This is a genomic window from Streptomyces sp. NPDC008313, from assembly GCF_042956125.1.
Taxonomy (GTDB): domain Bacteria; phylum Actinomycetota; class Actinomycetes; order Streptomycetales; family Streptomycetaceae; genus Streptomyces.
This window is the reverse complement of record NZ_JBIBFR010000012.1, coordinates 35,164-51,465: the sequence shown is the minus strand read 5'-3', so window position 1 is coordinate 51,465 and position 16,302 is coordinate 35,164. Positions and strand designations below refer to the sequence as shown.

General features: G+C 73.6%; 22 protein-coding genes. 13 read left to right on the top strand and 9 right to left on the bottom strand.

Annotated elements, in window-relative coordinates; translation table 11 throughout:
* Positions 1-123: 123 nt before the first annotated feature.
* The 6 genes from ACFY93_RS17745 to ACFY93_RS17720 are packed head-to-tail and all read left to right on the top strand — an operon-like array spanning position 124 to position 3,852.
* Positions 124-306, top strand: coding sequence for a hypothetical protein (locus tag ACFY93_RS17745; RefSeq protein ID WP_391359501.1), 183 nt, complete (start codon positions 124-126; stop codon positions 304-306).
* On the top strand, positions 303-761 hold the full coding sequence (locus tag ACFY93_RS17740; RefSeq protein ID WP_391359500.1) for a monovalent cation/H+ antiporter complex subunit F: 459 nt from the start codon (positions 303-305) through the stop codon (positions 759-761). Before ACFY93_RS17745 ends, ACFY93_RS17740 begins: the two co-directional genes overlap by 4 nt.
* Positions 754-1,008: a hydrogenase subunit MbhD domain-containing protein gene (locus tag ACFY93_RS17735; protein ID WP_391359497.1), complete on the top strand. Its 255-nt coding sequence runs from the start codon at positions 754-756 to the stop codon at positions 1,006-1,008. Before ACFY93_RS17740 ends, ACFY93_RS17735 begins: the two co-directional genes overlap by 8 nt.
* A complete protein-coding gene (locus ACFY93_RS17730) occupies positions 1,005-1,745 on the top strand; it encodes an MnhB domain-containing protein (protein WP_391359494.1) in 741 nt (246 codons plus the stop codon). The genes ACFY93_RS17735 and ACFY93_RS17730 overlap by 4 nt, the downstream gene beginning before the upstream one ends.
* A gap of 23 nt (positions 1,746-1,768) precedes the next feature.
* Entirely contained in the window at positions 1,769-2,089 is a 321-nt protein-coding gene (locus tag ACFY93_RS17725) for an NADH-quinone oxidoreductase subunit K (protein WP_391359914.1), read from the top strand.
* The gene (locus tag ACFY93_RS17720; RefSeq protein WP_391359492.1) at positions 2,089-3,852 is read left to right on the top strand and encodes a proton-conducting transporter membrane subunit; all 1,764 of its coding nucleotides are present in this window, start codon (positions 2,089-2,091) and stop codon (positions 3,850-3,852) included. The genes ACFY93_RS17725 and ACFY93_RS17720 overlap by 1 nt, the downstream gene beginning before the upstream one ends.
* A 70-nt stretch (positions 3,853-3,922) precedes the next feature.
* On the opposite strand, the gene ACFY93_RS17715 is transcribed toward ACFY93_RS17720, so the two are convergent.
* Positions 3,923-4,573 (bottom strand): DUF4230 domain-containing protein, encoded by a 651-nt coding sequence (locus ACFY93_RS17715; RefSeq protein WP_391359490.1) that lies wholly within the window; start codon positions 4,571-4,573, stop codon positions 3,923-3,925.
* Between the two features lie 185 nt (positions 4,574-4,758).
* Between ACFY93_RS17715 and ACFY93_RS17710 the strand changes: the two genes are divergently transcribed.
* Positions 4,759-5,709 (top strand): ribose-phosphate diphosphokinase, encoded by a 951-nt coding sequence (locus ACFY93_RS17710; RefSeq protein ID WP_391359487.1) that lies wholly within the window; start codon positions 4,759-4,761, stop codon positions 5,707-5,709.
* A 51-nt stretch (positions 5,710-5,760) separates the two neighbouring features.
* On the opposite strand, the gene ACFY93_RS17705 is transcribed toward ACFY93_RS17710, so the two are convergent.
* The 3 genes from ACFY93_RS17705 to ACFY93_RS17695 all read right to left on the bottom strand — a co-directional run bounded on the left by ACFY93_RS17705 (position 5,761) and on the right by ACFY93_RS17695 (position 7,312).
* On the bottom strand, positions 5,761-6,141 hold the full coding sequence (locus tag ACFY93_RS17705; RefSeq protein ID WP_391359485.1) for an anti-sigma factor antagonist: 381 nt from the start codon (positions 6,139-6,141) through the stop codon (positions 5,761-5,763).
* Between the two features lie 257 nt (positions 6,142-6,398).
* Positions 6,399-6,953 (bottom strand): TetR family transcriptional regulator, encoded by a 555-nt coding sequence (locus ACFY93_RS17700; RefSeq protein ID WP_391359482.1) that lies wholly within the window; start codon positions 6,951-6,953, stop codon positions 6,399-6,401.
* A complete protein-coding gene (locus ACFY93_RS17695) occupies positions 6,950-7,312 on the bottom strand; it encodes a DUF1304 family protein (protein ID WP_391359479.1) in 363 nt (120 codons plus the stop codon). Before ACFY93_RS17695 ends, ACFY93_RS17700 begins: the two co-directional genes overlap by 4 nt.
* Positions 7,313-7,545: 233 nt before the next feature.
* Between ACFY93_RS17695 and ACFY93_RS17690 the strand changes: the two genes are divergently transcribed.
* On the top strand, positions 7,546-7,938 hold the full coding sequence (locus ACFY93_RS17690) for a VOC family protein (RefSeq protein WP_391359476.1): 393 nt from the start codon (positions 7,546-7,548) through the stop codon (positions 7,936-7,938).
* A 71-nt stretch (positions 7,939-8,009) separates the two neighbouring features.
* On the opposite strand, the gene ACFY93_RS17685 is transcribed toward ACFY93_RS17690, so the two are convergent.
* Complete coding sequence (locus ACFY93_RS17685) at positions 8,010-8,306, bottom strand: DUF4235 domain-containing protein (protein ID WP_391359473.1); 297 nt, start codon at positions 8,304-8,306, stop codon at positions 8,010-8,012.
* 90 nt (positions 8,307-8,396) lie between these two features.
* A complete protein-coding gene (locus tag ACFY93_RS17680) occupies positions 8,397-9,425 on the bottom strand; it encodes a glutathione S-transferase C-terminal domain-containing protein (protein WP_391359470.1) in 1,029 nt (342 codons plus the stop codon).
* A 158-nt stretch (positions 9,426-9,583) separates the two neighbouring features.
* Here ACFY93_RS17680 and ACFY93_RS17675 point away from each other — a divergent pair, with 158 nt between their 5' ends.
* Positions 9,584-10,609: a cation diffusion facilitator family transporter gene (locus tag ACFY93_RS17675; protein WP_391359468.1), complete on the top strand. Its 1,026-nt coding sequence runs from the start codon at positions 9,584-9,586 to the stop codon at positions 10,607-10,609.
* A 54-nt stretch (positions 10,610-10,663) separates the two neighbouring features.
* On the opposite strand, the gene ACFY93_RS17670 is transcribed toward ACFY93_RS17675, so the two are convergent.
* Positions 10,664-11,113, bottom strand: a complete 450-nt coding sequence (locus ACFY93_RS17670; RefSeq protein ID WP_391359465.1) for a nitroreductase/quinone reductase family protein — start codon at positions 11,111-11,113, stop codon at positions 10,664-10,666.
* 233 nt (positions 11,114-11,346) lie between these two features.
* Between ACFY93_RS17670 and ACFY93_RS17665 the strand changes: the two genes are divergently transcribed.
* On the top strand, positions 11,347-11,796 hold the full coding sequence (locus ACFY93_RS17665) for a nuclear transport factor 2 family protein (RefSeq protein WP_391359463.1): 450 nt from the start codon (positions 11,347-11,349) through the stop codon (positions 11,794-11,796).
* Here the strand turns inward: ACFY93_RS17665 and ACFY93_RS17660 are convergent.
* Positions 11,774-12,880 (bottom strand): GDSL-type esterase/lipase family protein, encoded by a 1,107-nt coding sequence (locus ACFY93_RS17660; RefSeq protein WP_391359462.1) that lies wholly within the window; start codon positions 12,878-12,880, stop codon positions 11,774-11,776. The two genes, ACFY93_RS17665 and ACFY93_RS17660, sit on opposite strands and share 23 nt — an antisense overlap.
* Before the next feature lie 184 nt (positions 12,881-13,064).
* Between ACFY93_RS17660 and ACFY93_RS17655 the strand changes: the two genes are divergently transcribed.
* From ACFY93_RS17655 to ACFY93_RS17645, 3 genes are all read left to right on the top strand, one after another.
* On the top strand, positions 13,065-14,432 hold the full coding sequence (locus ACFY93_RS17655; protein ID WP_391359459.1) for a cytochrome P450: 1,368 nt from the start codon (positions 13,065-13,067) through the stop codon (positions 14,430-14,432).
* Positions 14,429-14,626, top strand: coding sequence for a ferredoxin (locus tag ACFY93_RS17650; RefSeq protein ID WP_391359456.1), 198 nt, complete (start codon positions 14,429-14,431; stop codon positions 14,624-14,626). The genes ACFY93_RS17655 and ACFY93_RS17650 overlap by 4 nt, the downstream gene beginning before the upstream one ends.
* A 114-nt stretch (positions 14,627-14,740) precedes the next feature.
* Complete coding sequence (locus ACFY93_RS17645) at positions 14,741-15,253, top strand: flavoprotein (RefSeq protein ID WP_391359453.1); 513 nt, start codon at positions 14,741-14,743, stop codon at positions 15,251-15,253.
* A 22-nt stretch (positions 15,254-15,275) separates the two neighbouring features.
* Here the strand turns inward: ACFY93_RS17645 and ACFY93_RS17640 are convergent, their stop codons facing one another.
* The gene (locus ACFY93_RS17640) at positions 15,276-16,115 is read right to left on the bottom strand and encodes an endo alpha-1,4 polygalactosaminidase (RefSeq protein WP_391359450.1); all 840 of its coding nucleotides are present in this window, start codon (positions 16,113-16,115) and stop codon (positions 15,276-15,278) included.
* Between the last annotated feature and the right edge of the window lie 187 nt (positions 16,116-16,302).

Below are 16,302 nucleotides of genomic sequence, written 5' to 3'. Positions count from 1 at the left end.
TACGGGGCGGCGCGGACGGCGCGGGACGAGCCCGGGACGCCGCTGGACGGCGCGCGGCGTCGCCGGCCGCGCGCGGCGGACGGCCCGGCGGTGGCCTACGGCCGAAGACGGTGGAGGTGGCGGATGCGGCGGCGGACGGTGCTCGGCGGCGCACTCGAGGTGCTGGCCTGGTGGGCCGCTCTCACCCTGCTCTGGGTGATCCTCATCAGCGTGCCGGACGTCCTGGAGGCGGTGGTCGGCGCGGCCGCCGCCCTGCTCTGCGCACTCGTCGCCCGCGGCGCCCGCCGGGCGGTGGACGGCCGGTGAACGGATGGACCCTCGCGGCGGCCGCCGCGCTCACGGCGGGAGCCGGCGCCTGCGTGTGGGGCGTCGCCACCGGGCCGCTGCACCGCGGGCTGGTGGCGCAGAACCTGTCGACCTCGGTGGTCTGCCCCGGCCTGCTGCTGCTCGCCCAGGGCTGGTCCCGGCCGTCCTACGTCGACCTCGCCCTGGTCCTCGCCCTGCTCGGCCCCGTCGGCACCCTCGTCTTCGCCCGGCTGCTCTCCGAGGACCTGCGCGACGACCGGCCGCGCGCCCGGGGACTCACCCTCGGCGCCGCCGCCTTCGGCGCGGTGGTCGTCCTGGTGGTGTCCGCGGCCGCCGGACCCGGCCGGGCGATGGTGAAACTGCTGATCGTCGGCGTGCTCCTGGTCGGCGGGAACCTCGTCGCCTCACGGGCGCTGTCCGGCGGCCTCGAGGGAACGGAGGAGAACCATGGATGACGCCCTGGTCGTCGTCGCACTGCTGCTCGCCGCCGCCTCGGCGACCGCCGCCGTCGCCGTGCGCGACCCCGCGCGCCAGGCACTCGTACTGTCCCTCCTCGGCCTCGTCCTCGCCGTCCTGTTCACCGTCCTGCAGGCCCCGGACGTGGGCCTGTCGCAGCTCGCTGTGGGCTCGGCCGTCACCCCTCTGCTGATCCTCCTGTCGGTCCGCAAGGTCCGGCGCCGCGGCAAGGGGGAGACACGATGACCCGTCGCGCGCGGATGTGGGTCCTGGCCGCCGGCGGGGCCTGCCTCGCGGCGCTCCTCGTCGCCGCCTGCCTGGACCTGCCCGGCTTCGGCGGCGGCCGGCACCCCTACGGCGAACGGGCCGTGCACGCCTCCCTGGCCCGCCGGACCGCCAACGTCGTCTCCTCCGTCAACTTCGACCAGCGGGCCTTCGACACCCTCGGCGAGATGAGCATCCTCTTCGCCTCCGTCGTCGGCACCGTGGTGCTGCTGCGCCAGACCCGCGACGAGCACCGGGCCGCGCCCCGTCCCGCCCGCGTGGCGGCCCCCGTGCGGCGCTACGCGCTGCTGATCCTGCCCGTCGCCCTGCTCACCGGCCTCTACATCGTCGCCCACGGCCAGCTCAGCCCCGGCGGCGGCTTCCAGGGCGGCGTCGTCGCCGCGACCGCCCTCCACCTGCTCTACCTCGGCGCCGACTACCGCGCCCTGGAAAGGATGCGCCCCGTCGCCCTCTACGAGGCCGGCGACGCCCTCGGCACCGCCGCCTACCTCGTGACCGGCCTCGCCGCCCTGCTCGGCGGCGGCGCCTTCCTCGCCAACACCCTGCTCCCGTACGGGACGTTCAACACCCTGTCGTCGGGCGGCACCGTGCCCCTGCTGAACGCGGCCGTCGGCATGGAGGTGGCCTGCGCGGTCGTCGTCCTGCTCGCCCACTTCCTCGACCAGGCCGTCGAGATCGAGAAGGAGGGCGCCTCGTGAGCGTGTTCCCCTACCTGGTGGCCATGTGGGTCTTCCTGACCGGCTGCTACGGGCTCGCCACCAGCCGGAACCTGATCCACGCCGTGGGCTGCCTCGCGGTCTGCCAGTCCTCCACCTACATCCTGCTGCTCGCCGTGGGCTACCGGGACGGCGGCACCGCTCCGGTCTTCTCCGACGTGGAGCCCGGCTCGCGGCCGGTGGTGGACCCCGTCGTCCAGGCCCTCACCCTCACCGACATCGTCGTCGGCGCCACCGTCACCGCCCTCCTGCTCGCCCTCGTCACCCAGGTCGCCAAACGCCACGGCACCGTCGACCCGGACGAACTGCGGGAGCTGCGCGGCTGATGAACCACCTGCTGCCGCTGCTCGTCGCCGTACCGCTGCTCGGGGCCGCGCTCCTGGTCGCCCTCGGCCGCCTGCTGCCCCGCGTCCTCGCCGAGGCCCTGGGCTGCGCCGCCTCGGCGGCCACGGCGGCCCTCGCGATCGTCCTGCTGCTCGACTCCTCGCCGCCCATGGTCGAGTGGGCGGGCGGATGGATGCCCGTCTCCGGCGAGAGCGTCGGCATCGTCCTCGTCGGGGACGGGCCGGGACTCGGCATGGCCGCCCTCGCCTCGCTGCTCACGCTCGCTGCCCTCGCGTACTCCTGGCACTACTTCGAGGAGCCGCCGCGCGGCAGAGCCGGGGCGTTCCCGGCGCTGATGCCGCTCTTCCAGGGCGGCATGTGCGGATTCGCGATCGCCGGCGACCTCTTCAACGCCTTCGTCTTCTTCGAGCTGATGAGCGTCGTCGCCTACGCGCTGACCGGGCACCGGGTCGAGGAGGCCAGGGCCGTCCAGGGAGCGCTGACCTTCGGGGTCGTCAACTCCCTCGGCGCGTACGCCATGCTGCTGGGCATCGGGCTGCTGTACGCCCGCTCCGGCGAACTCGCCATGACACAGATCGGCCGGGGACTCGACGAGCACGGCGGACCCGACGCCCTCACCCTCGCCGCGTTCGTCCTCGTCCTCACCGGCCTGCTGGTGAAGTCCGCCGCCATGCCCTTCCACTTCTGGCTGCCGGACGCCCACGCGGTCGCGCCGACCCCGGTCTGCATGCTGCTGTCCGGCGTCATGGTCGAACTCGGCGCCTACGGCGTGTGGCGGGTGTACGGGGCCGTGTTCTCCGGTCCCGGCGGCGTCCCCGCCGCCGACGCGGAGCACGCCCTGCTGGTGATCGGCGCGCTGACGGCCGTCACCGGCGCGCTGATGTGCTGGTACCAGCGCCATGTGAAGCGGATGCTGGCCTGCTCGACGGTCGCCCACATGGGACTGTTCCTCGTCGGCATCGGCACGCTCACACCGGAGGGCGACGACGGCGTCGCCCTCTACATCCTCGGCCACGCCGGGGTGAAGGCCGCCCTTTTCGCCTGCGCGGGCATCCTCCTCGACCGGTACGGCTCCGTCGACGAGCACGCGCTGCACGGCCGCGCCCGCGAACTGCGCGGCGTCGCCGTGCTGTTCACCGTCGGCGGCCTCGGACTCGCCGGGCTGCCCCCGTTCGGCGCCGGGCTCGGCAAAGCCGTCACGGAGGAGGCGGCGGGAGCGGCGTTCAGCGTGCTGTTCGTCGCGGTGACCGCGGTGACCGCGGGCGCGGTGCTGCGGGTCGCCGCACGGGTCTTCCTCGGCCTCGGACCACCGCCCGAGGACCTGTCCTCGTACGAGACGACCGGCTCCGGCGAGGAACCCGAGACCCGGCACCGGCTGAGCCGTGTGCCGGACACGATGACCGCGGTGCCCGCGCTGCTGCTCGCCGCGTCGCTCGCGGTCGGCTCGGTGCCCGGATTCGCCGCCCGGGTCGGGCACGCCATGAGCGAGGCCGGTTCCGGCGGGGCGGTCGTCGCCCCGCCCCACTGGACACCGGCCGGCGTGCTGCTCGGACTCGCCTCGACGGCCCTGGCCCTGGGTCTCGCCGCGCTGGCTGTGACCCGGCCGGAGCTGCTGGGGGAGCGGGCCTGGACCGAGCCGCTGCGCCGGCTGCAGTCCGGGCACATCGGTGACTACGTGGCCTGGATGCTGGCGGGCGCGGCCCTGCTGGGGGTGCTCGCCCTCCCGGGGATCCTGACAGGGTGACGGCCCGGGGGGCCGCGCGGGTGTGCGGGGCGCGGCGGCGGGCGCGATCCGTCGGCCGGACGCGCGCGGCTCAGGTGCCGTAGGTGACCTTCACCTCCTCGAAGCCGAGCGAGTGCAGCAGTCCCTGGAGCATCCCGGTGGTGTTCTCCTCCGCGCGGTCGGCGAGTCGGCTGTCCTCGGCCGCGTCGCCGATGTGCCGGGCCGCGAGCCGCTGCACGGCCTGCTCGCTGTTCGGGTTGTCGGAGAAGACATCCCCGAGCCGGTCCAGGAGCCCGCGCTTCTTGGACACGGCGTACGAGCGGTCGGGGTCGAGGGCGGGCCGGCCCAGCCGGGCGTGCGGAAGACGCAGCGTGGCCGACGTACGGTCCTCGTTCACCTTCACGTCCTTCTCGCCGAGCCCGCCGAGGTCGACGTACGCGGCGACCGTGCCCGCGCCCACGTACAGCGTGCGGGTGCCGCGGATCGCGTCGGGCAGGTACTTGGCGTCCTTCTCCAGATCGACGACCACCTGGAAGTTGCCCGAGGCGGCGTCGTAACGGCTGATGTCCTGGATCGACTCGAGGAGGGCGGGCCCCGAACGGTCCCGGGTCTCCTCGCCGAACACGTCGCCGAGCCCCGGCAGGCCGATCAGCCGAAGACCGGCGAACAGCACCGCGAGCACCACGACCACCGAACCGACCGCCTTGGCCCAGCCGGGTGTGCGTCTGACGGACGTCGTCATGTCGACGGACCTCCTTCCTGGTCTCCGGATGCCCGCCGAACGCCGTGACAGGCCGCCCCGGTGGCAGACGGGGCGCAGACCGCGGGGCGACGCGGGTCCCACGGGGCGGAGGTCCGGGTGGGGGCAAAGGAGCGGGGGCCGTAGCATGAGCCGCGCATCCCGACTCGATCATGCGAGGAGCGTCCGTGCGTGACATCGCCGTGTTCAGCGGTAGTGCACATCCCGAACTGGCGGCCGAGGTCTGCGCGCATCTGGGCGTGCCCCTCAGCCCGACCCGCGTCAGCCGCTTCGCCAACGACTGCCTGGAGGTGCAGTTGCAGGCGAACTGCCGTGAGCGGGACGTCTTCCTCGTCCAGCCGCTGGTCACGCCCGTGCAGGAGAACCTCGTCGAGCTGCTGCTGATGTGCGACGCGGCGCGGGGGGCGTCCGCCGGCCGGGTGACGGTGGTCATGCCGCACTACTCGTACGCCCGCTCGGACAAGAAGGACGCGCCGCGCATCTCCATCGGCGGGCGGCTGATGGCGGACCTGATGGTGACGGCCGGGGCGAGCCGTGTGCTGGCGATGACGCTGCACTCCCCGCAGGTGCACGGCTTCTTCTCGGTGCCGGTCGACCATCTGCACGCCCTGCGGGAGCTCGCCGAGCACTTCCGCGGCTACGACCTGTCGCGCACGACGGTCGTCTCGCCGGACCTCGGCAACGCCAAGGAGGCCGCCGCGTTCGCCCGGATGCTAGGCGCCCGGGTCGCGGCCGGTGCCAAGCAGCGGTTCGCGGACGACCGGGTCAGCATCAGCTCGGTCATCGGGGACGTCGCCGGGCGGGACGTCATCGTGCTGGACGACGAGATCGCCAAGGGCAGCACGGTCATCGAACTCCTCGGGCGCCTGCGCGAACTGGGGCCGCGGTCCATCCGGGTCGCCTGCACCCACGGGCTGTTCGCGGCGGGCGCGCTGAAGCGGATCGGGGAGCAGCCCGACGTGCTGGAGATCGTCTGCACCAACACCGTGCCGATCCCGGCCGAGGAGCAGACGGAGAAGCTGCGGGTGCTCTCCATCGCGCCGGCGCTCGCGGAGGCGGTACGCCGCATCCACAACGGCGAGTCCGTCAGCGCCCTGTTCGACGCTCCGCAGGACTGACGTCTCCCGGACCGGCCGGGCCGGATGGGCAGTTCGTGCTCCGGGGGCGGCTCACACGGACCCGGAGGTCGTCTCGGGGCGGCACAGCGCCACGTCCAGCGAAGCCGACGGCGGCAGCAGTTCCGCGAGGCCGGTCACGCGCAGGACGCGCAGGGTCAGCGGGTGGACGCAGACGAGACGGATGCGGCCGCCGCGGGCGAGCACGCGGTTCCTCGCCCGGTGGAGCAGGCGCAGTCCCGAGCAGTCGAAGAACTCGACCGGCCGCAGGTCGATCACGACCCGCGGGTTCGGCAGCGCGGTCGCCGCGTCGAGCAGTGGGATGATCTCCACGGCCGCGGCGATGTCGATCTCACCGTGCAGTTCGAGCACGGTGTGGCCGCGATGCCGACGGACGCGCAGATGCCGGCTGACGGGTGCGTGTTCGTGCCGCACGACGACATCGCCTCCAACCGGCTGCTGACCCGCCCGGAAGCGGGTGGCCGTCACCGGGGTGCCGGTGCTCGCAGAACCGTTCCTTGCTCTGCAAGCTACCCCTGATGCAGTGAATTTCAGCATGGTCGGTTGACATATGTCGGTGAATTAAGGGTGCGGCGCTGGCGGGTGGCCCCGGACGTCCGCGCGGGCGTGGCACCCGTCGGCGCCCCCGCGGGCACCTTCCCGTGGCGGCCGGTGGCTCGGCGGCCGGCGGCTCAGCGGCTGGTGTGCAGCGCGACGAGCAACTGCCAGACCTGGTGGGCGATCTCCTCCGGGCCCGCGTCGACGAGGCCGTGCAGCCAGTCACCGAGGACACCCGCGAACGTGGCGGCGACGGCCGAGGCGACGAGAGGGGCGTCCGCGGCGCCCGCGAGCTCGCGCTCGGCGAGACTGCGGGCCCGCAGGTCCCGGTGGAGCACGCGGCCGAGCGGGCCGCCTCCGCCCGGGGTCAGCAGGGCGCGGTGGAGGGCGGCGTGCGGGGCCAGCCCGGCGAAGAACGCGAGGAGAGCGGGCGGCGCGGACACCGGATCCGGGCGGCCGCGCCAGGCGTGCAGCGCGTCCACGGCCTCACGCACGATGTCCGCGCAGGCGTCGACGGCCAGCGCTTCCAGATCCGCGTAGTGCACGTAGAAGGTGGCCCTGCCCACCCCCGCCCGGCGCACCAGGGCGGCGACGCCCACCTCCTCCAGCGGACGCTGTGCGCACTCCTCCAGCAGCGCGCGGCGCAGCCGGGCCCGGGTGCGGGCGGCCCGGGGGTCCTCGGCGGTCATCCCGCGACGAGGACGGCGGCCAGGGCGAGGGCGCCCGGCAGAGCCTGGGCGAAGAGGATGCGCCGGTTGGCGGTCAGTGACCCGTACACCCCGGCGACCACGACGCACACCAGGAAGAAGACCCGGACCCGGAAGCCGGTCGGATCGGCGGCGATCAGCCCCCAGGTGAGACCGGCGGCCAGAAACCCGTTGTAGAGACCCTGGTTGGCCGCGAGCGGAGCCGTCTCCCGGGCCATCTCCGGACCGAGCCCGTGCAGCCTGCGCCCCGGCTCCTTCTGCCACAGGAACATCTCCAGCACCAGGATGTACACGTGCAGTGCGGCCACCAGGCCCACCAGCACGTCCGCGACGATCCCCATCCCACAGCCTCCCCGGCGTACGCCCAGGTCGAATTCCTGGACAGGTGTCCACCGTAGCAGGACACCTGTCCAGGAAGACACCTGTCCAGGAAACCGGGAAAGACCCGTCGGGCGGACCGGGACGGGCATGGGGGGAGGGGCGTCGCGGGGTCACCCGGCGGGGACGGGGTATGCGGGTGGGTGTGGCAGCGGGCGGTCCACCGCTCCGCGCCCGCGATCCGTACGGAGGAAGCATGGCGCTGGTATTGGCGGGCGTGGTGGTGCTGGACTGCGCCGAGCCCGAGAAACTGGCCGCGTTCTACAAGGAGTTGCTGGACGCCGAGGAGACGGAGGCGACCGCGAACCGGGTCGAGATCCGGGGCGCCGACGGACTGCGCGTCGCCTTTCGCAGGGACGTGATGGCGACACCGCCGAGCTGGCCGCGCCCGGAGAACTCGCTCCAGGCCCACCTGGACTTCTACGTGGACGACCTCGACGAGGCGGAGCGCCGGGTCGTCGGACTCGGCGGGCGGCCCCTCGACACCAAGGACGCGTCGGGCCCCTTCGAGGAGCGCGGGTACGCGGACCCCGCCGGACACTCCTTCACCCTGCGCCGCGAGCCGAGCACGGCGCCCAAGCAGGGCTGACGGCCTCGGACCCGTGCGCGGGGAAGATGCGCCCGGCACGCCCGCCCGGGAGGCGGGCCGCCGGGCGCGGTTCAGTCCCGGCCGCCGTCCTCCGGTACGGGCCAGACACCCGTGGACCGTTCGATGGCCTTGGCGCCGGTGCGGTCCACCGCGCTGCGCACGACGGCGAACAGGGCACCCTGCAGCGCGGCGGCCAGCAGCACCTCGCCCCACCCGCGGTCCCGGTCCAGGGCGTCCGGTGCGTCGTCCTCGTGGCGGATGGCCTTCCACGTCGCCTGGAACGCCATCCCCGCGAGGGATCCGCCGACCCAGCCGAGTACGAAGCCGACCGGCTTGTAGGCGAGGGGGAGCTTCTTCTTCTTGGGCACCTCGGTCTCCTTCCGTGTCCGTGCCGGGCACGTCCTCACCGGCACCTCATCTGGCGGGTGTCCTGTTCGACGGTGAATACGCGCTCGGGCTCAGGGGCGCCCCCGGGCCGGGATCTCCTCGTCCGCGCGCACCGGGCCGGGCGGTGTCCCGTCGCCGAAAGGCCTGCCGCCCAGTTCGGCGCGGTGGTGCGGGGCGAGCCAGCCGGACAGACGGGGCCCGACCGGGACGATGCCGGTCGGGTTGATGCCCGTGTGGACCGTGTAGTAGTGCCGCTTGATGTGGTCGAAGTCGACCGTGTCCCCGAAGCCAGGCGTCTGGTACAGATCGCGGACGTACCCCCACAGCACCGGGTCCTCCGCCAGCTTCCAGAGGTTGCACTTGAAGTGCCCGTGGTAGACCGCGTCGAACCTGACCAGCGTGGTGAACAGCCGGATGTCCGCCTCGGTGATCGTGTCGCCGACCAGGTAGCGCTGTCCGGCGAGCCGCCCGGACAGCAGCTCCAGCCGCCGGAAGACGCCCGTGCACGCCTCCTCGTACTCCTTCTGCCCCGCGGCGAACCCTGCCCGGTAGACACCGTTGTTCACGTCCTCGTAGACGCCCTCCATGACCTCGTCGATCTCGTCGCGCAGCGCCTCGGGGTACAGGTCGGGCGCCCCGTCCCGGTGCAGGGCGGTCCACTCCGTGGCGAGGTCCAGCGTGATCCGCTGGTAGTCGTTGGTGACCAGCCTGCCGCTGGGCACGTCCACGACCGCGGGCACGCTGACCCCGCCGGGATAGCCGGTCTCCCGCGCGTCGTAGGCCTCGCTGAGGAAGCGGATGCCGAGCACCGGGTCGCGGCCGTCCGGATCGAGCGTGAACCGCCAGCTGCGGTCGTCCTGGACCGGGTCCGTGACCGCCAGGGACAGGGCGTCCTCCAGCCCCAGCAGCCGCCGCGAGACCAGCGCGCGGCTCGCCCAGGGGCAGGCGCGGCTGACGACGAGCCGGTAGCGGCCCGCCTCCACCGGCCAGCCGTCCCGGCCGTCCGCCGTGACGCGGTCCGCGAAGTGGCTCCTGGACCGCTTGAACGGCTTCCTCCCGTACGAGCTGTTGCCCTCTTCCTCGCTCTTCGTGTCACTCATGCGCCCGTTCCTTCCGGCATGTCGGGAAAGCAGTGTCTGGTGAGCGTTCCCCGTTTTCCGCCGGCGCAGCGGACCACCCGGGCCACAGCCCCCGCCGGATCTGCCCCGTCTCCCGCGAACCTCCGTGTGAGGCGCACCGGCGCGGGAATTCGGCGGGAGTGAGCCGGAAATCATCGAAACAGCCGAACGGACCGGGCGAGGCCGACGGGGCGGACCGCAGAACGCGGGTCACCGTCCTGGTCGCGCTGGGCGCCAACCTCGTCATCGCCGCGGCCAAGGCCGTGGGCGGTGTCTTCGCGGGATCACCCGCCCTGCTCTCGGAGGCCGCGCACTCGGTCGCCGACAGCCTGAACGAGGTCTTCCTCCTCGCCGCGCTGCGCCGCAGCCGCCGCCCCGCCGACAAACGTCATCCCTTCGGCTACGGGAAGGAGCGCTTCTTCTGGTCGCTGCTGGCCGCCGTCGGCATCTTCGTCATGGGCGGCTGCTTCTCGTTCTTCCAGGGGTTCGAGGCGCTGCGGAGCGACACCCAGGAGTCCTTCGAGGGCTACATCGCGGGCTTCGTGGTCCTCGGGATCGCGCTGCTCGCCGAGGGAGCCTCCCTGCTGCGTGCACTGCACCAGGTGCGCAAACAGGGCGGCGCGCAGGGGCTGCGCGACCCCGCCCTGCGCACCGTCGTCGCCGAGGACGGCACCGCGGTGCTCGGCGTGACGCTCGCGATCGCCGGGATGGGCCTGCACATGGCCACCGGACAGGTCGTCTGGGAGGCGTCGGCCTCGCTCGCCATCGGCGCGCTGCTGGTCTGCGTGGCGTTCTGGCTGGGGCGCGACGCGCGCGACCAGCTGATCGGTCAGGCGGCCGACGCCGAGGCGAGCCGGAAGATCCGCGCCCTGCTGAACGCGCAGCCCGAGATCGACAGCGTCGAGTCGCTGCTGACGATGCAGCTGGGCCTGGACTCGACCCTGGTGGCGGCCCGGATCGACCTCGCCCCCGGCATGGACAGCGAGGAGGTCGAGGAGATCGCCGTCCGCATCAAGCGGTCGCTGGCCCACGAGGTCCCGGAGGCCGACCAGATCTTCTTGGACGTGACCGACGCGGCGACGGCGCGCAGGGCCGCGCGCGACGGGGCGGCCGACGGCCGGACGGACGAAAGCCCCGCCGCGACGGGGGAGCGCGGCGGGGCCTGACCTTCGGGTGCCCGCCGTGCGCGGGACCATGCGCACGGGCGGGCGACGTCGCGGTCAGTTCCCGGAGACCGGCTCCAGTACGAAGACGGGAATCTCCCGGTCGGTCTTCTTCTGGTAGTCGGCGTACGCCGGGAACGCCGCGACCGCCCGCTCCCACCAGCGCGCCTTCTCCTCGCCCGTGACCTCGCGGGCCCGCATGTCACGGCGGACGGGGCCGTCCTGCAGCTCCACCACCGGGTGCGCCTTGATGTTGTGGTACCAGACCGGGTGCCGGGGCGCGCCGCCGAGCGAGGCCACCGCGGCGTAGTGGCCGTCGTGCTCGACGCGCATCACCGGGGACTTGCGGATCCTGCCGCTCCTGGCGCCCAGGGAGGTGAGGACGACGACGGGCAGCCCCGTGTCCCGCAGCGTCGTCCCCTCCGTGCCGCCCGAGCTCTCGTACAGCTCGACCTGTTCCCGCACCCACTGCGTCGGGCTGGGTTCGTACTCGCCCTCAAGAGGCATGACATCCGTCCCATCGTCGCCGTCGACTCGCTGTCCCACGTGCCCCCGCGGCGCCCCCTCCCGCGGCGGCGGGAGGACACCCACGCCACCAATGAACACCGGCGTCCCGGGGTTTCATCCACGCCGCGCCGCCCACGGTGCCGCCCGGCGGCCGATCGCATGACCTCACGGGTAATCGCCCTTCGCGGACGTCCTCGCGAGGATGGCGGGACGCACGAGCGAGGAGCCGTCCCATGACCCACACCACCCGAGACGTCGTCCGGGAACTGCTGCGCCGGATCGCCGCCGGCGACCCCGTCCGGACCGCCGAGCTGTACGCCGGGCACGTCGACTGGAAGCTGAACTGGCCCGAGGACGAGCACGGCCGGGCCGCCACTACGTGGATCCGGCACCGGTCCACGCGGGCCGACGTCGCCGGCCACTACCGCGAACTCGTCGCCCACCATGTGGCCGGGGAGGCGGCCACGGCCATCGAGCGGATCCTCGTCGACGGCACGGAGGCGGTCGTCCTCGGCGAGATCCGCCAGACCGCGCGGGCCACCGGACGGGCCTACCGCGCCCGGTTCGCCCTCCACCTCACCGTCGAGGACGGCCTGATCGTCCGGCACCACGTGTACGAGGACAGCCTTGCCGTGGCCGCCGCCTTCGGCACCGAGCCCGTCACGGCCGCGCGGGCCCGGTGAGCACGGCGGGGTCGACGGCCCCGGCCAGCGCGGCCATGCCCGCGTCGTTCGGGTGCAGGCCGTCGCCGCTGTCGTACGCGGGGCGCAGGGACCCGGGGACGCCGGGATCCGCGGTCGCGGCCGCGAAGTCGACGACACCGTCGAAGCCGTCGCCGCCGAGGATCCAGTCGTTGACGGCGAGGCGGACGGTGTCCTGCCCGGCGGTGAGGTTGCGGCTGGGCAGCAGGGTGCCGCCGACGATGCGGACGCCTCCCGCGCGCGCCATGTCGGTCAGACAGCGGTAGCCGTCGATGAGGTCCCCGGCGGTCAGGCCGGACCCGTCGGCGCCGACCCCGGTGAGGATGTCGTTGATCCCGGCCAGCACGACGACCGTGCGGACACCGGCATGGCCCAGGACGTCGTGCCCGAAGCGGTGCACGCAGGCGACCGCCGTCGAGTCGCTCAGCAGCCGGTTGCCGGCGACCCCCGCGTTGACCACGGCCGTCCGGTGGGACGCCAGGCGCCGCGCGAGGAGATCCGGCCAGCGCCGGTTCGTGTCCGGGGTCGTGTTCGCGCCGTCCGTGATCGAGTCGCCGAAGGCGACGACGGTGCCGTCGGCGTCGGACGCCTCGACCGTCAGCCCCGACAGGAAGTACCAGGACGACTCCGCGCCCGTGAACCCGGCCAGGCCCTCCCGGGCGGTGAGGTCGCCGGAGCCCGGCGGCGACACCCAGCACGTCCGCAACGCCTCCCGGTGGTGGGTGGACGGCCCCGTCTCCTCCGGCAGATGGACGCTGACCAGCAGCGCCTGCCCCCGCACGACGTCGACCGGCAGGACGTCGCTGTACACCTCCTGTCCGCGGCCGAGCACCGTCTTCGGGGCGTGGCCGAAGGTGACCGGCCGGAATGGGCCCGACGGCCCGGCGACACCGACGGCTCCCACGGTCAGTTCACCGGGTCCGTGCAGGTTGGAAACCCTGAGCCGGGCCCCGGGGCCGCTCGCGGTGGGGTGGATCACCATGCGTACGGTCTGGTCGGCGAAGGACCGCCCGAACGGCACCATGCTGGGCCCCCAGGCGGAAACGGTCTGCGTCGAGCTGCTCACGGCGTCCTCCATCGGACCCGAGCGTATCCGCTGTCCGTGAGAGGGCGGGCCGCGCCCGGGCGGGGTGGTTCGGCCAAGTCGGGTGCCCCCGCGATCTGGCCGAACTTCGCGTCGCCCTGTAGGTGTAGCCAGCATCTAATGAAGATCGACACGAGGGACCGCACCTTCGCCTGCGAGGTCATCCATGACAGAACCCGCCGTCACCGAGCCCGCCGTCACCGAACCCGCCGTCATCGGGCCCGCCGTCATCGACCACACCGTCACCGCTCAGGCCGCCGCCGGGCCCGCCGTCGCCGCTTCCGCCGGCACCCGGGACTCCGTCACCGCGAGCGCCGCCGCCGCACCCGTCCGCACGGAGCCGGTCGCCTTCCCCCAGGACCGGACGTGTCCCTACCATCCGCCCACCGGCTACGACGCGTTGCGCCGGGCGCGGCCGCTCTCGCGGGCGTCGCTCTACGACGGGCGTGAGGTGTGGGTGGTCACCGGGCACGCGGCGGCCCGTCAACTCCTCGCCGATCCACGGCTGTCGTCCGACCGCACCGGCCCCGCGTTCCCGGCGCCCACCGCGCGGTTCGCCGACAGCCGCAAGCGGCGGGTCGCCCTGCTCGGGGTGGACGACCCCGAGCATCACGCCCAACGCCGCGGGCTGGTACCGGCGTTCACCCTGAAGCGGGTCGCCGCGCTGCGGCCGCGCATCCAGGAGACGGTCGACCGGCTCATCGACGCGATGGAGGCGAAGGGGACGGAGGCCGAACTCGTCGGCGACTTCGCGCTGCCCGTCCCCTCGATGGTGATCTGCTCCCTGCTCGGCGTGCCCTACGCCGACCACGACTTCTTCGAGGAACAGTCCCGCAGACTGCTGCGCGGGCCGGCCTCGGCCGACACGCAGGACGCGCGGGACCGGCTCGACGCCTACCTCGGCTCGCTGATCGACCGCAAGCGCGCCGACCCGGGCGACGGGATCCTCGACGACCTGGTCCGCGACGGCCTGGAGTCGGGCACCCTCGACCGGGCGGAACTGACGTCCCTCGCCACGATCCTCCTGGTCGCGGGACACGAGACCACGGCGAACATGATCTCGCTGGGCACGTTCACGCTGCTCGCGCACCCGGGACGGCTCGACGAACTGAGGGCCGAGCCGGAGCTGATGCCCGCCGCCGTGGAGGAACTGCTGCGTTTCCTGTCCATCGCCGACGGCCTGCTGCGCGTCGCCACCGAGGACATCGAGACAGCCGGGGTGACCATCAGGGCGGGCGAGGGGGTCGTCTTCTCGACGTCGGTCATCAACCGGGACGAGGACGCCTACGCGCGGCCCGACGCCCTCGACTGGCGGCGCCCGGCCCGTCACCACGTCGCCTTCGGCTTCGGCGTCCACCAGTGCCTCGGACAGAACCTGGCCAGGGCCGAGATCGAGATCGCCCTGCGGTCCCTGTTCGGACGGCTGCCCGCACTGCGTCTCGCGCGGCCGGCGGACGAGATCCCCTTCAAACCGGGGGACACCCTTCAGGGGATGCTCGAACTCCCCGTGACCTGGCGGGAGCGGACGCGATGAGCCCCGGCGTCTCCATCGACAAGGACGTCTGCATCGGCGCCGGGCAGTGCGCGCTCACCGCGCCCGGCGTCTTCACGCAGGACGACGACGGCTTCAGCGAACTGCTGCCGGGCGGCGGGCGGGCCGGTGACCCGATGCTGCGGGAGGCGGCGCGGGCCTGTCCGGTCGCGGCCATCACCGTGTCCGGCTCCTGAGCGCACCGTCCTCGCCGTCGTGGCCGTCCTCGCCGTCGCCGTCCCGCCGTGGGCCGCCGCCGTCGGGGAGGCCGCGTCACGGCCCGCACGCCGGGCTGCGTAGGGTCGGGGCCCGTGACCGGACAACAACGCGACAAGCCGTTCCTGTACGTCGTCGTCTGCGCGGCGGGCGTCGCCCAGGACGTCGGCCGGCTCCTCACCGCCGCGCACGAGCGGAACTGGGAGACCGGCGTCATCGCCACCCCGCAGGGCCTCGGCTTCATCGACGTGGCGGCCGTCGAGGAGCGGACCGGCCACCCGGTCCGCTCCGCCTGGCGCCTGCCGGGCGACCCGCGCCCCTTCCCGGCACCGGACGCCGTCGTCGTCGCTCCCGCCACCTTCAACACGGTGAACAAATGGGCGGCCGGTACGGCGGACACCCTCGCGCTGGGCACGCTCTGCGAGGCGTACGGCCTGGGCGTGCCCCTCGCCGTACTGCCCTGTGTGAACGACGCCCTCGCCGCGCACCCCGCCTACCGGGAGAGCGTCGAACGCCTGACCGGCATGGGCGTGCGCTTCGTGGACCGCCGGCCGGAACTCGACTGGGAGGCGGTGCTGGACCTGGTCGCGCCCGGGGTGGGCGGGTGAGGGACCGGCGCCCGCGTCCGGGTCAGCCCGTCTCGCGGACGTAGCCCTCGTCGCCGGGCCGGGAGACCCGCACGTCCCGGCGGACGACGCTCAGCCGGTCCCCGTACCCCGCGAGCGCCTTGCGCAGCCCGTCGTCGGTGTACTCGACGTCCACCACGCGGTCGTCGAAGGCCTTCGCGTACACCCCGCACTCGTCGTAGGCTCCGCACTCCTCCGTGACCGCGAAGTCGAGACCGGTGCGGGAGCGGGCGCCGGCGAGTTCCGCGGTGTTCTTCTGCCCGATCGCCAGGTGCCGGGAGTGGGCGCGCGCCGAGAGCAGGCTGATGAACGCCGTGGCGTCGTCCGGGCCCAGCAGGTGCTTCGACCGGGTGTAGCTGTCGTAGTTGTCCGGCTCGACGGCGTCGAAGCCCTGGTCGGCGCAGCCGTCGATCCACTCGCCGACCCGGGCGGCGATCCGCTCGCGTTTGGCGGGGGTGCCGATGTCGAGCAGGGCCTCGTTCCAGTCGGTGTCGACGACGGCCTCGCCGTCCGCGTCGCGCAGCAGCAGGTCGGCGGGCCATTCGCCCCGCTCCCCGGGCTGCGCCTGGAAGGCGTTGACGTAGCAGATGTTGTACAGGCCCCGGGCGGGGGAGTCCTTCCGGTCGCGGCTGACGACGCGGACTCCCCGCGGGGGCGGGTAGGCGCCGCCGATCTGGTAGTCGAAGCCGGCGTTGCGCGGGGGAAGCCGGACCGCGGCGGGCTTCCCGTCGTGCGTGCGCTGCGGCCGGGGCGCCGGGTCGCCGGTGCCGCAGCCCGCGATCACCACGAGGGCGAGCAGCGGGGCGGCCGTTCTCACGACACGGGCGGCTGAGGTGGCGGGCATGTCCGTTCCGTCGCTCGCGGGTGCGGCCCCGCCTCGGACGCTCACGCGGTCCTGGCGACGGTGACCGGACTGGGACGCGGATCGGTCCGTACCGGCTGGGCGCACCTCTGCGTGCCGGGCGGACGCCTCGGCACACCAAGATCCAAGCCGCTGGGACCCGCCCGCGTCAAGACCGGCCGTCCGCCCC